Source organism: Melioribacteraceae bacterium, assembly GCA_030584085.1.
GTDB lineage: Bacteria > Bacteroidota > Ignavibacteria > Ignavibacteriales > Melioribacteraceae > SURF-28.
This window is the reverse complement of record CP129490.1, coordinates 3,002,539-3,021,064: the sequence shown is the minus strand read 5'-3', so window position 1 is coordinate 3,021,064 and position 18,526 is coordinate 3,002,539. Positions and strand designations below refer to the sequence as shown.

Below are 18,526 nucleotides of genomic sequence, written 5' to 3'. Positions count from 1 at the left end.
GGAGTTAATTATGAATTCTAAGAAATTCAAAATATTTATTACGCTACTTTTTCTAATTGGAACAACTATCACTGCAGGCATTCCGTCATTCTTCCCGGTTTCTAGTTCGAAGTCGATGTCATTAAACGGAATTTATGCTGCTGGCAGTGATGGAATTTCAAGCCTTTCTACTAATCCCGCAGGACTTTCACAATTAAACGGAAGAGCTATTGAATTTTCTGTTTTCGGAAGATTAGGGCAGCAAGATTATGTGAATACTAATGAAACCCTTTTTAGATCGTTCAGAGATGATGATATAGGATTTAACATTGGTGCTTTCTGGAAAATAACAGATGATGTAACGGTTGCTGTTGATTACAACAATGCAGTTCAATACAGAGTTAACTGGCCTTTCGCAAAATTCTTCCAAGGTGATTCCAACTCTGCAGTCTTAGCATTCGATCACTTTAATGATTTTTCAATTACATCTATTAATCCATCGGCTGCTGTTTCTTTCGGAAATATTTCCGTAGGCGCTTCTGTAAATATTCTTAACATTAAACACAAAGCCGGTTTTTATCAAGGTGATCCGAACTGGGAAGCAACAGTTGCTGGCTTAGGTGGTTATCAAGTTGACTATAGTGCAGATGCTTGGACGTTTGGCGGCACACTCGGCATTCAAGCAGATTTAACAACTGATTTGCGAATAGGAGCTTATGTAAAAAGTACAATCAGTGCCTCACTTGAAGGAGATGCACAAAGTAGAATGTTGGCAGATTTAGATTCAACGGTTTCTAAAACGTCACTTTCAACTGATTTTGAACTGCCGTGGGTGTTTGGCCTTGGTGTTTTATACAATCTAAGTGATAATCTTAAACTTAACGTTGACGCTCTTTATAGTTTGTGGAGCGGAACACAATCTGTACAAAATTATTCCTTCGGTAATGAAATATGGAATAATCGATTCTCTTCTGTTGATTCTATTTCTGGTTACAAAGCAGGGCAATTCCAATTACAATATGAAAACTCATTTAACCTCGGAGTTGGGTTGGAATATTTCCCAAGCAGCAGTGTAACTCTAAGATTTGGTTATAGATACAGTCAAACACATTTTTCGGAAGCAACATATAATATGTTATATCCTGCGGTCGATCAGCATTGGCTATCATTTGGTGTGGGCTTTTGGTTTGAAGAACTATACATGGATTTAGCCATTGCATACGCGGCAGGTATTGAAAGAACGGTTGATCAAAATTCGAATTTCTTTTATCCGGGGAATTATAACGGAAATGCATTTGTACCAAGTATGAATATGAAATATCAGTTTTAGAAAACTGTAGTTCAAAAAAACTACAAAATTAATCGCTTTAACAAAAAGGAGGATGTCATATGGTCAAACTAAAACTACATGTTGTTTGGCTTCTTTTATTGATTCTTACTATTTCTGTAAGTGCACAAGAAATTGTACGTGAAATGGTAACAGTTCCAAAAGCAGATTCCGGGGCAATTACTATTGACGGTCTTATGGATGAACCCGAGTGGACAAATGCTGCTAGAGCAGATCTTGTGACTGGTACGGGTTACAATATCTGGGCAAACAAGTATTACAGAGAATCTCTGGCAGAGCCTGAATTCGATCAACTTTTTGCTCGCATGTTATGGAGTAAAGACACATTATATGTGTTTGTTGTAATTGATGAATTTGTTAATGATTCAACTGGACTCTTCTTCCCTGGTCAATGGCAAGGTGATCAACTCTTCGTTTCTTTATCCAATAGGTTGGCTGATAACATGATGGGTTGGTATGACGGTAATGTTTATGCCGCTCCCGATGGACCTTATCATTTTTTAATTATAGGTGAGGATGTAACCCTAAACATGGGCAATGAATCATGGATTCCTGATAGATATCAACGTTTTGAAGGTGATACTGTTAGATCATTTGATGCAAATGATATCAGCAGATCAGCTGTAGTTATAAATGAAGAAGAAGGTATTTGGGCTGTGGAAATGGCTATCTATAATCCAAACGTTAATGCTCAAGGTAAGATAGGCTTTAACATAGGTGGTAGTAATGGATCACAAACTGCATTTGACGAGTTTGAAGATGCATACCAATATTATACATGGCAGCCTCATATTCCTAATGATCCTTGGGGCGATCCACTAGGTAATGGCGATCCTGGTTTTACTAACCTTGCAAATGCAGACTATTGGGCAGTTCTATATTTTGAACCGGGTGATGATGATATCATTCGTCAAACAATGGATGTGCCGATGGCAGATTCTGGTGCCGTTATTATTGATGGTGTAGCTGATGAAGGTGCATGGGGTGATGCAGCTCATATTAATTTAATTTCCGGAACAGGTTATAATATTTGGGCAAACAAATACTATCGTGAATCTTTAGTTGAACCAGAGTTTGATGAGTACTATGCAAAATTACTTTGGTCAAAGGATACACTTTATGCATATATCCACATTGACGAGTTTGTAAACGATTCAACCGGACTCTTCTTCCCTGGTCAATGGCAAGGCGATCAACTTTTTGTATCACTTTCTAGCAGAATTGGTAATGATATGATGGGATGGTATGACGGTAATATTTACGCTGCTCCCGATGGTCCTTATCATTATTTAATTCTTGGTGAAGATGTTACTCTTAACAATGGTAATGAATCTTGGATCCCGGATCAATATCAAAGATTTGAAGGTGATACTGTAAGAGTATTTGATGCAAACGATTACAGTCGATCAGCAGTTACACTTGATTTTGCAACTGGAGTAATGACAGTTGAAATGGCAATTTATAATCCCCATGTTGCAAGCCAATCCTCAGTAGCATTCAATCTTGGTGGAAGTAACGGTTCAGAAACTGCATTCAATGAATTTGAAGATGCATACCAATATTATACATGGCAGCCTCATATTCCTAACGATCCTTGGGGCGATCCTCTAGGTAATGGTGATCCAGGATTTACAAATTTAGCTAATGCAGATTATTGGGCAATGTTGAATTTTGTTTCTACAATTTCAAGTGTTGGTGATGATGGTGGACGCGAAGAATTAGTTAATGATTTCCAATTATTGCAAAACTATCCAAACCCGTTTAACCCATCAACTACAATTAAATTTAGAACTCCTAAAGCTACACAAGTATCACTAAGAGTATATAATATTCTTGGTCAGCTGGTAGCAAACTTAGTTGATAACAAATTTGTTCAAATGGGCGAGCATACTGTTCAATGGAATGCTTCCAGTTTGGCAAGCGGTATTTATTTCTATGAATTGAGAGCAGATAATCTCGTTCAAACAAAGAAAATGATGCTTCTCAAGTAATAATGATTGTTATTCGGCACAGCTGAAAAAGCTGTGCCGATGTTTTTGAAAATTTTGATATGAAGGTTAAAAATGAAAGCGGCTTTATTATACGGACCACACGATTGGCGAATTGAAGAAATTGAATCTCCAAAGTATGAAGACGATGAATTAATCATCTCAATTAAAGCATGCGGTGTATGCCATTCGGAATTGCATCAATGGGAACATAAAATTGATGGATTAGATTATCCTAGATTTATTGGGCACGAAGCAGCAGGAATTGTAAAATCTGTCGGTAAAAAAATTAAAAAGTTTAAAGAAGGTGACCGAGTTGCTTTGTGGATTTTCGGTAAAGGATTTGCCGAAGAAGTTACGGTAAAAGAAAATCAAGTATTTCCTATTGAGGACTTTGTTTCATTTGAAGAAGCTTTGGCTGAACCAATTTCTTGTACGACAAATGCTCTTATCAAAACTAATATCCAAATTGCCGATACTGTTGCACTAGTTGGAACTGGATTCATGGGATTAATATTGTTACAACAATTGAAACATCAAGGCGTTTCAAAAATAGTAGCAATTGATGTACGCGATGAAATTTTGACAGTTGCTAAAGAACTTGGTGCTGATGTTGTCTTAAATCCTTTGAAGGAAGATGTGCCTGCTGAAATAAAAAAATTGACTAACGATCAAGGTGTAGATGTTTCCTTTGAAGTCGGTGGTGTTCAAGCTACTCTTGATATGGTTCCACAAATCACAAGAATGGAAGGCAAAGTTGTAATCTTCGGCTACCATCCCGGTAAAAGAATTATAAATGATCTTGGTTATTGGAATTGGATGGCTTGGGATATTATAAACGGGCACTTTAGAAATATGGATACGATACTTGATGGGTCTCGACGAGGGATGGATATGGTAAATACAAAAAAAATTAACATGAAACCTTTAGTTACACATGTATATAAATTGAATGAAATAGAAGATGCATTTATGGCGGCAAAAAATAAACCTGATGGTTTTATTAAAGCTGTCGTTGTAATGGATTGATTTTGATGCTGTATTAAACAAAATATTATTTAGGGATGCTGCAATGAATAATAAAAATACTATAAAGAAAATGTTTTTGGTAACTCTGCTGTTAACCATCTCCAATCTTTTTGTTTTACCGGTTTATGCTGCTGCTGGAAAAATTTCCGGTAAAATTATTGATTCGGAATCGGGTACTCCGTTACCGGGTGTAAACGTTGTAATTGTAGATCATCAATTTGGTTCGGCAACAGACATGGAGGGTGAATATTTTATTCTAAATGTTCCACCCGGTGTTTATGACTTGCGCGCTACTATGGTTGGTTATAAGCCCGTTGTAATGCAGGGAATCCAAGTAAGCATTAATCACACAACTACTATTGATTTTGAACTTGAACCTACCGTCTTTGAAGTCGGGGATGATATTGTTGTTATTGCCGATCGTCCTTTGGTAGAAAAAGATCAAACATCAACGAGGCATTTTGTTAATGCAAGAGAAATTGCATCTAGACCGGCTGAACAACTATCACAAATCTTAAATACTCTTCCCGGTATTGATCAAGACGCTGCCGGCGAGCTTGTGGTTAGAAGAGGTAGCCTCGATCAAGTTGCATTTTTAATTGATGGTATTCGTGCACGCAATCCACTCGATTTTGAACCTTACACAAATATCAATCTTACTTCAATCCAAGAACTTGAAATTATTACCGGTGGATTTAATGCCGAATATGGTGAAGCTCGTTCGGGTGTTTTTAATATTGTTACTAAAGACGGTACCGAAAAAGTCCAAGTTTATGCGGAAGGTAGATGGACTCCTCCAGGTTTAAGGCATTGGGGTACAGCTTTTTATGATTATTCAACCGAACGTTATTGGGAAAATACACACGCTCGTCACTTGCAATGGTGGATTGATAACCCTGATCAATGGGTTGATCTCAAAGGAATACCGGGAAATGATCCTAATAGTGAATGGACACCGGAAGAAGCTTTTGCGAACTATATGGCAACACATCAACCATTAACAGATTATACAGAAAGAAGCAGCTATCAGACAGAAATTTCTATCGGTGGACCGATGCCGTTAGATAATTTTTATTTCTTTGTTTCAGGAAAGTTTAGACAACAACCGCCAATTACAGGCAATAGCTACAGAAAACTTGGTACTTGGTTGGATGCTACCGCAAAACTTACCTATCGATTCAGTAAAGATTTTAAATTTATGTTTTCTGGATTTTTTGGTCAGTCAAATACCAATCCCGGAATGGAATATATGAGAGGAGATTGGGTTTCCGGACATGGCTTGGAAAATAAGTACGCTTACTATGATTTTGATGGTTATCCTGAAAGCAATATTGATGGACAAACTTTTCAAGTTACACACGTTTTAAGTCCTAGTACATTCTATGAATTGAGATTAACAAGAGTAAACAGATACAGAAGTACAAGTACATTCCCGGGTGATGAACTAGGATGGGAACAAGGAATTCCTGAGTTTGATAGACTTAGAGCTTATGATGAAAATGGAAATCCTGTTCCGGGTGGATTTAGTAATCTAGTTGGATTACATACAACAGGTTATTACTATCGCGGAGAAGATAAAAATATTGACTGGACATTTTCCACCGATTACACTAGTCAAATAAATAAAAGCTGGCAATTAAAAGCTGGTGCGGATTTTACTTATTATACACTTGATCGCTTTCAAGAAGCAAAAGCATTTAATGCAATCGAAGAAAAAGTTTATAATCCGTACGAAGGAAATTTCTATGCCCAAAGTAAACTCGAGTTTGAAGGACTTATCATCAACCTTGGGTTTAGATATGACTTTTATAATCCTAATGACAGAAAATTTGTAGATATTTATGATCCACTGGATGTTTACGCTGCATCAAAAGAAGGAAGGGATCCAAACCCGGTTACAATTGAAACAGAAACTTTTGGACAGTTCTCACCACGTTTAGGGATCTCTCACCCTATATCTGAAAACACTGTACTTCATTTCTCATACGGACACTTTTTCCAACGTGCAGCTTTTGGTAATTACGGTGAAGGAACTGGTGGTGATGCAGCAAATTTACAAGTAAGCGGTATATTAAATACTTACATAGCGAATTCAGATCAACTATATCCCGCACCTTATAATCTTGGTAATAGAGATCTTAAACCAAGAAAGACTGTTGCATATGAATTGGGAATTGAGCATAACATCGGCGGAATTGTAGCAGATATTACAGCTTATTATAAAGACATTACAAACACAATCCGATCAGTAACGGTTATTACACGCTCTGGCGGGAGGTATATCACAACCGGTAACGGGAATTATGGTGATGCAAAAGGTATTGAAGTATCTCTCCGAAAACCTTTGTCGGGATGGTGGGGAGGATATCTTAACTATTCATGGAGTACAGGTATAGCCGGACGCTCGGGTGATCCCGATGTACTTGCGCCACCGGAATCAAATATTCAAGTTAGCAGAATAATGGATGTCGGTGATTTTATTCTCTACGATCCGGCTCGTTTAAAATTTGGATTTACAATAGCTACACCTTCTGATTTTCCGTTTTTAGGTGGAATTTTATCAAACGTTCAAATTGCGTTGGATTACCAAGTGTATTATCCGCATGACAGAATTGCAAGTCATGTCTTTTCGGAAGCTGGTACGCAATTTATAAGAACCGCTGATAAAAATGCAGATTTCCGATTACGTAAAGAATTCGATTTTGGTTTCATTAAACCGGCACTTTTTATTGAAGTAAGAAATTTATTTAATGATACATGGACAAATGTTGATGCTGTAAAATCAGCATCACCTGAAGATCGTGTTGAATTTATTAATTCGCGGTTTGCTACATATCCGGAAACAAAAACAAACAATGCTCCATTCCCGGATGTAATCAAGTACAGAAATCTACCCAGAACTATAACATTTGGGTTCGCTATACAATTATAATTTGATAAAAAAGAAGTGATAAAAACATGAAAAAATTCAAAATATTTTTAATTGCACTTAGTATAGTTCTTTTAACGGGTTCTATATTTGCGCAAGAAATATCAAACACACACACACGCGGAAAATTATGGGAAACTATTTATAACTACGGATTTATTGGTGATCCTGGCGCGTGGGATTATCTTCAAGTAACCGGAATCGGGTTTTATCCCGGTTTCTCCGGATACACTTTTCCTAATGATGAATTTCAAGCAAATGGATTTATCACTGATGCAAACTTTCATAATTTTCGATCCGGTCCATGGATTATAGCAAAGGATGCTCAAACGTTAGTTGCTCCGGCATTTACACCTGAACGGAAGGATTTCTTAATTTATCATTCATCGCTTGCAACAGGAGCAATGAATGTTCAAACTAATATTCCTCCGTTTACTAGAACGGAAAATTTTGTCGAAGAAGTCGGTTACGATCCACTATTTCCGGAAGAAGTTAATTATACAAAATTTCATACCGGAACAGGTGTAACTGTTAAACAAAGATCTATGGCATGGAGCTTTCCCGGTTATGATGATTTTATTATCTATGATTATGTTTATAAGAACGAAGGTAAGATGGCGTTACCCGCTGTCAACCGAGTTGATGATTTAGTTCAAACCCTCAATGAAGTTTGGATTGTTTTCCACAGCGGTATTCAAGTTTCTACAAAGGGAAATTTAAATTTCTATTATGATTCTGATTTTCTTTCTTCAACCGCACCAGCCGGTGGATTTGGTTGGCATCCGGGCGGTGGATACACAGATTATTATGCTGTTGAAAATGATGATATTGACGGGAAAGGACTTCTTTATTATAGCCGAGACTACAATGGTGGTAAAGAACCCCCGCCTTGGGTTCAGCATGGTCAAAAAAGTAATTGGAGAGATTTATTGCGAGTAAGACCGGAATGGCAACCTGAACTTCAAGATCCTTCAGCATTTGGATTTGTTTTCTTGTATAGAACTCCTCCCACCGGTGCAAGTGCCGATCCTTTCGAAGCTGACCCTACTCACTTTAATATATATAGTGATGAAGGAGATAAATTTAACGGTAAGACAGTCGACTTTGAAGGCTTCGGATTGACCAGCTTTAGTGCTGAAGAAATTTATCAATTTGCGAGACATGACAAACGACCAAATAATAGCGGCAGATTATATAACTGGTACACGAGTTCTTTTGGACCTTATACATTAGCCCCGGGCGATTCAGTTAGAATAATTGTAGCTGAAGTTGCTGGAGTTATGGATCTATGGGATGTAATTAAAGGCGATCCTGATGGTAAATATCCTGATAGCACTATTGCGGACATTAGAAGAAATGCTGAAGCTGCGCGAAATGCAATCAAATGGGGAATAGGTGCACGCGTTAATGGTATCGATCTTGCTGCCGATGTACCTGATTCACCTCCGGCCCCAACTTGTTTTGCAGCGAATGCTTCAAGAGGATCAGATACTGCAATAATTGCAATTAAGTGGGATAAACTTGCTGAAGAAGTCCAATTTACCGATGGCGCAGGAAATATTTTTTATGATGGTGTTACGGATCTGGATGGATACAGAGTTTATAGAGGAATAGATAAACGTGGAATTTGGGAACTGGTAGCTGATATTCCCAGAGCTGAATTTGCTGACTACTTTAATGAAGAATCTGGCTTTTATGAATACGAAGATAAAGGTTTACAATTTGGTTTTGAGTTCTATTATTATGTTCAAGCTTACAACCTAACACCGAGAACATGGACTTCCGCAAATGGTACCATTGTAAACAATTTACCAGAGTTAATAAGTTCCGATAAAAATAGAACACCACTAACAGCAGCAAAACCGGGACCTATAAATTTAGCTGAAGAAGGTTGGGATGTTTTTGTTGCTCCAAATCCATACATAGAAGGGGATCCTAACCATAGTTTTGGTGAACCAACACCTAGAAAAATTGAATTCAGAAACCTGCCGGAAAGAGCAACAATAAAAATATTTAGTGTTGCTGGTGATTTAGTTAAAACTATTGAACATCAGCCTGATGATCAAGGCAACTTAAGCGGAAGTGCTGTATGGGATCAACGTTCGGATTCCGGTCTGTTAGTTGCACCAGGTTTGTATATATATGTAGTACAATCAAGAACAGAGAATTCATCTGGTGATAAGACAAATGGTAAACTAATGATAATACGATGATCTTATTTAGATGGTTAACTTAAGAAAATTGTCTGGAGGAATAGAAAATTGAAAAAATTAATTATTAGCATAATCATTTTATTGTCGGCATCGCTCAGTATTAATGCTGAATTTAATAAAGCCGGCAGAACAGCTATGCAATTCTTAAAAATTGGTATCGGTGCTCGTCAAGCCGGAATGGGAGAGGCTAGCATTGCGAGTGTGCAAGATGTTAACTCCATCTTCTGGAACCCAGCAGCTGTAACTGGGATAAATGGTGTTCAAGCTTCTTTCACATATACAACATGGATTGCAGATCTTAACATTATGAGTGGCGCTGTGGGTATTACTCTTGGCGATATCGGAACACTTACGGCAAGTTATATTACCATGGATTACGGAGATATTCCAATGGCCTACACTACCAGTCAATCCGGTAATATCGATACAAGAACGGGAAACTTTTTTACCGGAAGTGATCTCCTCTTCGGAGTGGGTTTTGCCAGAAAATTTACCGACCGTCTCTCAATTGGTGTTAACTTAAAATATGTTCGTGAAGATCTCCATACCTATTATAGTGATCTCTGGGCTTTTGATGTAGGCAGTTTTTATGATACCGGTTGGAAAGGAATTAGGCTTGCAATGAGTGCTCAAAATTTTTCAAGCCAGGCTAGATGGTTGGAAACAAAAGAAGAAGAACAACAATCATATGAATTACCCATCGTCTATAGAATCGGTTTAGCAATTGATTTGATGGGTGGTGAAGATTTATTCCTTGGAGGAAATTTTGATGAACATAAAATTACACTCAACATGGATGCGATACACACAAATGATTATGCGGAAAGATTACATCTTGGGTTAGAGTATACTGCTTTTAATATGATTGCACTAAGAACTGGTTATAGACTTAATTATGAAGAAGGAAATTTAAGTTTAGGTGTAGGGTTTAATTATGATGCGGGATTTGCAAAACTAAACATTGATTACGCCTATGTGCAATATGATTATTTGGAATCACCACATAGAGTAACAGTATCAATGGAATTCTAAAATCAAAAAATTAATCATAAAACTTGAGAAAGAATTTATTCCAATATCTACTTATACTTTTTATAACTGCCCCTGGGTTTGTTAGTGAAGAAATTGACGTTCTAAAATATGTAGATACAACTATCGGGACAGAAGATGGTGGAGGCGCTACTTTTATTGGTGCCTGTACTCCGCATGGAATGGTTAAACTGGGTCCCGATACACCGTTACCTCAAAATACATCAGGTTATGTTCCTGATGCACCGATATTAGGATTTAGTCATACACACGTTAGTGGCACAGGCGGTGCTGGAAAATACGGAAACATTATGGTCATTCCCCAAACTGGTGATCCTGTTATAAAAAATTATTCTTCCAAAAAAGCTAAAGAATTTGGAACTGCTGGATATTATACAGTTGAATTGAATAGATGGAATATTAAATCGGAATTAACTGCTTTACATAAAGTTGGATTTCACAGATACACTTCGTTAGATGAAAATTCACTTACACTTCTATTTGACCTTTCTCGAGTAGTAAATGTTGTTGAATTCAGCCCGGGTGAAAACATTCACTCTTACATTAAAATAATCGACAAAAATAATATTGAAGGTTACGGAACATACAAAGGTGGAATAGGACCGACGGTGCCTTACACAGTTTATTTCGCAGCACAAACCTCAAAATCAATTAAACAGTTTGGTGTATGGCGTGACGAGACAATTTATGAAAACGTGAATGTAAGTTACGGTGACAGTATCGGTGCATTTATAAAATTTAGCATCAATGAGATAGAGTTAAAAGTTGCAATTTCATTTTTAAGTCTTGAACAAGCAAAGAAAAATTTGAATGAGGTAATTGATTTATCATTTGATGAAGCCAAAGCTAAAGCCCAATCAATTTGGCTTAAAGAATTAAATAAAATTCAAGTAACCGGGGGAACAGAGGAACAGAAAACTCTTTTTTATTCTTGTCTATATAACACAATGCTAATGCCGACCGATGTTACGGGAGAAAACCCCCGTTGGAATTCAGATCAACCAGCATTCTGGGATTTTATTGCTTTGTGGGATACTTACAGAAATGTTAATCCGCTTTACACAATTATTGATTCCGAAAAACAAATAAGAATATTAAATAGTTTGTTAGATATTTACTCACACACAGGTTGGATACCCGATAATTGGTCATCCGGCTCATTCGCATTTATGCAGGGCGGAACAAACAGCGATGTACTCTTTGCTGATGCAATGGTAAAAGGATTAAAGGGCTTCGATTATGAACTCGCTTACGAATCGATGATCAAACACGCTGAAACTCCATCCGACTCACCTTACGAATACGGAAAAGATTCCGACGAGTATTTGAAACTCGGTTACTCATCATCAAACAAATGGTGCGGTTCTTCAAGAACTCTCGAATATGCATTTAATGATTTTTGTGTCTCCCAAGCTGCAGATATATTAAACAAAGAAACAGACAGAGAAAAATATCTCAAACGTTCACTTAATTCTTACAACATCTTCAGAGAAGATGAAAAATTCTTCTGGGTTAAAAATCCCGACGGCAGTTGGGTTGAAGGATTTGATCCCGAATTCAGAATTGAAGAATGGTGGGAAGGTCCATATTTCTACGAAGGTATTCCTTGGCATTATTCAACTTTTATCCCTCACGATATTGGGGGATTAATTGAACATCACGGTGGCAAAGATAATTTCGTAAAGTTTTTAGACAGAATGTTCCATGAAGGGCATTACATTCAGCACAACCAACCCGATATACTTACACCTTACTTATATGTTTATGCCGGAAGACACGATAAAACTGTCGAACGAGTTAGAGAAATTTTGGACAGGGAATACAAAACCACAACAAGTGGTTTGCCCGGACAAGACGATGCAGGATGTATGTCTGCATGGTATGTTTTCAGCGCAATGGGATTTTATCCAAACGCGGGACAAAATTTATACTTAATGAGCTCTCCGATTTTTAATGAAATTAAAATCGATATAGGGAACGGTAAAAAATTCAAAATCACAGCAGAAAATTTATCACAAGATAATATCTATATACAAGAAGCAACCTTGAACGGGAGTGAATTTAATAATGCTTGGTTCACTCACGATGATTTACTTAACAACGATGAATTAAAATTAATTATGACAAACAAATCTAGTGGATGGGGAAGTGCGTATGTTCCCACATCAGCTTCAGAGATATTGAATAAAATATAGAAGACAGGAGAAGTTATAATATGAACTTTGCTAAACTATTGGTTGAAGGTGAGAAATTAACGAAGGATAATTTTGCTAATCCACCGAAAGCTATGGGAGTTTTACCGTTCTGGTTTTGGAACGGTGAAATGAATGAAGAAGAAATGATCTGGCAGATGAAAGAATACCATGCGAAAGGAATCTCGGGATTATTTATTCATGGACGCTTCGGTGAATCAATCGGTTATTTATCCGATACATGGTTTGAAAGAACTAAACACGCAGTTAAAGTCGCCAAAGAAATCGGTATTGATGTTTGGGTTTACGATGAAATGAATTGGCCGAGTGGAACTGCTTATCGAAAAGTATCTCAAGAAAATCCAAAACTCAGACAAAAATATTTGGAAATGGTTGCACTTCCTGTTCCTGGTCCTTTATTTACATTTTTAGAGGCAACAGATGATAGATATGTAAATACTGGTAACTCAAAACCTATAGTTGCTTATGCATGTTCCGAAGAAGAGTTTCAAACTAATCTTAATCCTGATACAATAATCGATCTAACACCTAATCTATCTTTCAATGCAGTAATTCCATGGGAAGCACCAAAAGGAAATTGGAGATTACTTTATTTCTTGGAAAAAGAAATTGATTACTATATAGATGCTTTAAATCCCGAATCAACCAGAAAGTTTCTTGACGAAACTCACGAAAAATATAAAGCTGCAGTTGGAGAAGAATTTGGAAAAGTTATGCCGGGATTTTACACAGACGAACCGGCTATGCATTATTACCATGTTGGTATGCAGAATCAAGTTATACCATGGACTACACAGATATTTAAGATTTTCCGTGAAAGAAGAGGTTACGATTTAAAGCCATATTTGGGCGCTCTCTTTTTGGATATGGGTGAAAGGACAGCTCAAATCCGTTATGATTTTTGGAAGACTTTAACCGAACAATATTCTGAATCCTACTATCAACAGATTAGAGAATGGTGCGAAGCAAACAATGTGTTGTTCACCGGACATTTACTCGGTGAAGAATGGATTTGGATGCATGCAAGATGCGAAGGAAATATTTTCAAACACTTAAAACATATGCATATAACCGGCGTTGATCATCTTTACCCAATTGTCGGAACAAAAGAAGCTGCAAGTCAACATGTTGCGTTAAAGATTGCAAGTTCTGCAGCACATCATTATGGAAGTAATCAATTACTATGCGAATCAATGGGCGGAACTTATTGGGATTGCACACTCGAAAGAATGAAGTGGATTGCAAACTGGGAATATGTTTTAGGCGTAACAATTTTTAACAATCATGGTTATCATTACTCAATTGAAGGTGAACGTAAACGCGATTGGCCGCCATCACAATTCTATCATCATACTTGGTGGAAGTTCTATGATAATTTCGTAAAGTATATGTCTCGTCTTGGACACATGCTTTCGGCAGGTAAGCACATCGCAAAAGTATTAATGTTGTATCCGATCAACAGTGCTTGGGCAAATTATAAACCAAGCGGCCCCGATCAATTTTTCAACTTAATGCAGTCAGATTTTGATTACTTGACTGATTTGCTTCTTAGATTACATTATGATTTTGATTACACCGACGAAGATATTCTCGCGGAAGCAGAAGTTATTAATGGAAAAATTAAGATCAATCAAGAAGAATTTTCGGTAATATTTTTACCACCTATCACAGCGCTTCAACAAAATGCATTCGATAAACTTTACGAGTTTGTATCACAAGGCGGAACGGTTATAGCCGATACAGTTATTCCAAGTACTTTACTTGATGCTAAAGATGACAATTCATTAATAAATATTAAAAAGTTATTTGGCAAGGATCCTGCTGAACTATTGAAACACTTAAACAATGGTTCATCATTCGCGGTAAATAAAGTAAGCAGCATAGGAAAAGGTTCCGTCTATTTATTTGAAGGGAAAGGTTTATCCGTTGAAGATAAAGAAGGCGATATTAAGAAATTACTTAATGAAATAGTCACCCCTGATATTACCATAAGCGAAGAAGAAGTATTTTATTTACACAGAGTAAAAGATGATTATGATTTGTTCTTCCTAACAAACACACAACAGAAAAACCTTGGCAATGTTGAAATTACATTTGAAAAAGTCGGCACTCCTGAATTGTGGAATCCTGAAACCGGTGAAATTAATAAGATACATCAATATTCAGTAGACAATAATAGACTTAAAATATTTCTACCATTCGATTCAACTCAATCACACTTTGTAATTATTAAAGATGAACTTGAAAAACCATTTGTTCCATCAAGTAATCTTACAGTTACTGACTTAACAAACGAAAAACTCATTGGCTATTCAAAAGAAATGATTAACAAAGCGGAAGCAAAAGTAATTACTAAGGATGGCGAGAAGAAAATCACTAATGATGCGATTAAAAAACTTGACGACATAAAATTAGACAAAAGTTTTTCATTCGAAATTACCGAGGATAATGTTTTATGCATCGGCAAATACAAAATGATGATGGAAAATGATTTATCTAATATTGATGAAGTCATGAACGAAAATTACGATGACAGTAATTGGCTTGATGTTACAATGGGTGCATGGGAAATGCAGCTTCCACAAGAAAGAGACGATTCTACTTATCCCGTTACACTTTGGTACCGGACTTCCTTTGAAATGGAAAAAGTGCCGGCAAATCCAAGAATATTAATTGATGGATTCAGCGGAAAAGAATACACCATGTTCATCAATGGAAAAGAAGTAAAAGATAAAGGCAGAAGAAGCAGAATAGATGCGGAGATAAAGGAAGTCGATGTTAAAGCTTTTGTCAAAGAAGGGAAGAATATTGTGGCAATAAAATTAGTAGTAGTAAGAAGAACAGATGGAATGCTTGATCTACTTAAAGTTGTTGGTGACTTTACACTCAATAAAAAAGAGAATACATACTCAATCGGTGAAAAAGTAAACACAATTGTATTAGGTGATTGGACTAAACAGGGTTATCCTCATTATTCTGGAACCGGTGTTTACACAACCGAATTCGATTTACCGAGAGAATACTTAAATGGAAATTTATTCCTAAACGTAAACTGCGGTGAAGATGTACTCGAAGTAAAAATCAATGATGGTGAATCAAAAATTGCTTTATGGAATCCGTATCAAATTGACATCACCGGCTTGGTGAAAGAAGGTAAAAACAAAATTGAATTAAGTGTAACAAATACTTTAATAAATATGCTCGAAGCCGTCGAACACAAATCCGGCATTTTCGAGCCCCCGGTTATTATTCATGCACCGGTATATGAAATAAAAATTTAGTATTGCGGAGTAATTAATGAAGAAGGAAGGTGTATTAGTTGTCGGCAGTGCAAATATGGATCTTGTCGTTACAAGTGAAAGATTTCCTAATCCGGGTGAAACAGTTTTTGGAAAGAATTTTGCAATGTTTCCGGGCGGGAAGGGTGCTAACCAAGCTGTAAGTTGTGCTAAACTAGGCGGTCTAACATATTTCTTAGGTAAGATGGGTAACGATGATTTTCAATCGTCTTTAATAAGATCATTAAATGAAAGCGGAGTGAATATATCCGATGTTTTAATTGAAAATGGTGCACAAACCGGAGTTGCACTTATCAGTGTAGATGGATCGGGTGAAAATGAAATAATTGTTATATCCGGAACGAATATGCGTTTCACGACAAATGATTTGCTTAAAAAACAAGAATACTTTTCTAAAGTAAAAGTAGTTCTTTCCCAGCTTGAAATTCCTATTCAGACTGTTACATTAGCGGCACAATTGGCTAAGCAAAACGGTGCAATTTTTATATTAAATCCCGCACCGGCTGCTCCATTGAGTGATGAATTGTTTTCATTTATTGATTACCTCACACCTAATGAATCCGAACTTGAAATTCTTTCAGGTATAAACATTGTCGATAAGAGTTCAGCTGAAAAGGCTTCAAGAGTTCTTTTGCAAAAGGGACTAAAAAATGTTTTAGTGACTCTTGGAGAGAAAGGTTCTTTATTAGTGAACAATAACTCTGTAAAACATTTTGAGACTTACAAAGTTAAGGCAGTGGATACAACTGCGGCAGGTGATAGTTTTAACGGAGCACTTGCTTACTCGTTATCAATAGGAAAATCAATCGAAGAGGCGATTCATTTTGCAAGTTATGCAGCTGCTATTTCGGTTACTAGAATGGGTGCTCAAACATCAATGCCGACTTTGAGAGAAGTAGAAAGTTTACTCTAACTTTAGAAAATAGTGGGAGAAAAAATGAAAAAATCCGGAATTCTTAATGCACCACTTTCAGAGATTGTAGCAAGACTTGGTCATACAGATAAACTTGTTATATGTGATAGTGGATTACCGATTCCACAAAATGCATTCGTTATTGATCTTGCTGTTACAAACAATGTACCTAGATTTATCGAAGTATTAAATGTTGTTATGCAAGAATTAGCGGTAGAAAAAATTATTATCGCTGATCAACTATTTACGAGTGGAAATGGTGTTTTAGAAGATATCAAAAAAATAACAGACGGTATTTTACTTGAGCATGTTGATCATGAAGAATTTAAAAACATAACACGCAGCGGAAATAATGTTTACTTTGTGAGAACCGGTGACATTACGCCTTATGCCAATATCATACTTGAATGTGGAGTAACTTTTTAAGTGAGTGCATTGAATTTATGAAATACAGAAAATTCGGAAATATGAATTGGGAAATTTCAGAAATCGGTTTCGGAGCTTGGGCTATCGGCGGCGGATGGGGACCGCAGAGTGATGACGAGTCAATCAAAGCTCTTCACCGTGCGCTTGATCTCGGTGTGAATTTTATCGATACGGCTCAAGGTTACGGTGAGGGTAAAAGCGAAGAGATAATCGGTAAAGTATTGAAGGAAAGAACGGAAGAAATATTTGTTGCCACAAAAGTTCCTCCCAAAGAATTCGATTGGCCGGCAAAAATTGATTACGATGCACGTAAAGCTTTCCCGAAAGAATTTATAATTGAAGAATGTGAAAAATCATTAAAGAGACTACAGCGCGATTATATTGATGTTTATCAATTTCATACTTGGTCAATGCGCTTTAATGACCAACTTGAATGGTTTGAAGCATTTGAGAAATTAAAGAAGGATGGCAAAATAAGAGCATCCGGAGCTTCGGTTCCCGATATCGATCCTTACTTTATCGATGGAGCTGTGGTAGAAGGAAAAATCGATTCGATTCAACTAATCTATAATTTATTCGAACAGTTTCCGGCTTGGAATACATTAAAAGTTTGTAAAGCGAATAACATCGGAGTAATTGTTCGTGTTCCCTTTGATGAAGGTGCTTTAACGGGTAAGTATAATTTGGCTACAACTTTTCCCGAAGGTGATGTAAGACAGCATTACTTCCGCGGAAATAATTTGAAAGCGGTTGTTGATAAAGTTAGCGAGATAAAAAAATATAAAGATGAAAAACATCCTAACTTATCAATGGCTGACTTTGCATTAAAATTCTGTTTAAGCAATGATTCAGTGTCTACTGTAATCCCGGGGATTAGAAATATCAAGCAGGCGGAAATGAACAGCGCGGTTAGTAACGGAAATTATTTTCCAAAAGATGAAATCAAAGAGTTGGAACAATTCGCTTGGCGAAAAGATTTTTGGAATGAGGAAGTAAGCTAATAAGGATTTGTTCGTTGAAAGAAATAATTGCCGTTCAATTTAGTGAACGGGGGAAATAGCAACAAACTATACGGACTTTAGTCCCATTAAATGCCAAGGATGGGGCTAAAGCCCAGAGATAAGTTGGCAATCTTAATC

General features: G+C 36.8%; 11 protein-coding genes. All 11 read left to right on the top strand.

Annotation, left to right across the window (positions count from 1 at the left end):
- The first annotated feature begins 10 nt into the window (after positions 1-10).
- A complete protein-coding gene (locus QY331_13670) occupies positions 11-1,309 on the top strand; it encodes an outer membrane protein transport protein (protein WKZ69004.1) in 1,299 nt (432 codons plus the stop codon).
- A 59-nt stretch (positions 1,310-1,368) separates the two neighbouring features.
- Entirely contained in the window at positions 1,369-3,318 is a 1,950-nt protein-coding gene (locus QY331_13665) for a T9SS type A sorting domain-containing protein (GenBank protein WKZ69003.1), read from the top strand.
- 72 nt (positions 3,319-3,390) lie between these two features.
- Positions 3,391-4,344 carry a zinc-binding dehydrogenase gene (locus tag QY331_13660; GenBank protein ID WKZ69002.1) on the top strand — a complete coding sequence of 318 codons (954 nt, stop codon included), beginning with the start codon at positions 3,391-3,393 and terminating at the stop codon, positions 4,342-4,344.
- 43 nt (positions 4,345-4,387) lie between these two features.
- Positions 4,388-7,276: a TonB-dependent receptor gene (locus tag QY331_13655; protein WKZ69001.1), complete on the top strand. Its 2,889-nt coding sequence runs from the start codon at positions 4,388-4,390 to the stop codon at positions 7,274-7,276.
- A gap of 26 nt (positions 7,277-7,302) precedes the next feature.
- A complete protein-coding gene (locus tag QY331_13650; GenBank protein ID WKZ69000.1) occupies positions 7,303-9,486 on the top strand; it encodes a hypothetical protein in 2,184 nt (727 codons plus the stop codon).
- Positions 9,487-9,534: 48 nt separating this feature from the next.
- On the top strand, positions 9,535-10,518 hold the full coding sequence (locus QY331_13645) for a PorV/PorQ family protein (GenBank protein ID WKZ68999.1): 984 nt from the start codon (positions 9,535-9,537) through the stop codon (positions 10,516-10,518).
- A 23-nt stretch (positions 10,519-10,541) separates the two neighbouring features.
- A complete protein-coding gene (locus QY331_13640; GenBank protein WKZ68998.1) occupies positions 10,542-12,731 on the top strand; it encodes a GH92 family glycosyl hydrolase in 2,190 nt (729 codons plus the stop codon).
- Between the two features lie 20 nt (positions 12,732-12,751).
- Positions 12,752-16,030 carry a glycosyl hydrolase gene (locus QY331_13635; protein ID WKZ68997.1) on the top strand — a complete coding sequence of 1,093 codons (3,279 nt, stop codon included), beginning with the start codon at positions 12,752-12,754 and terminating at the stop codon, positions 16,028-16,030.
- Between the two features lie 16 nt (positions 16,031-16,046).
- Positions 16,047-16,961: a ribokinase gene (rbsK, locus tag QY331_13630; GenBank protein WKZ68996.1), complete on the top strand. Its 915-nt coding sequence runs from the start codon at positions 16,047-16,049 to the stop codon at positions 16,959-16,961.
- A 24-nt stretch (positions 16,962-16,985) separates the two neighbouring features.
- Positions 16,986-17,387, top strand: a complete 402-nt coding sequence (rbsD, locus tag QY331_13625) for a D-ribose pyranase (protein ID WKZ68995.1) — start codon at positions 16,986-16,988, stop codon at positions 17,385-17,387.
- A 17-nt stretch (positions 17,388-17,404) separates the two neighbouring features.
- Positions 17,405-18,388 carry an aldo/keto reductase gene (locus QY331_13620; GenBank protein WKZ68994.1) on the top strand — a complete coding sequence of 328 codons (984 nt, stop codon included), beginning with the start codon at positions 17,405-17,407 and terminating at the stop codon, positions 18,386-18,388.
- The last annotated feature ends 138 nt before the right edge of the window (positions 18,389-18,526 follow it).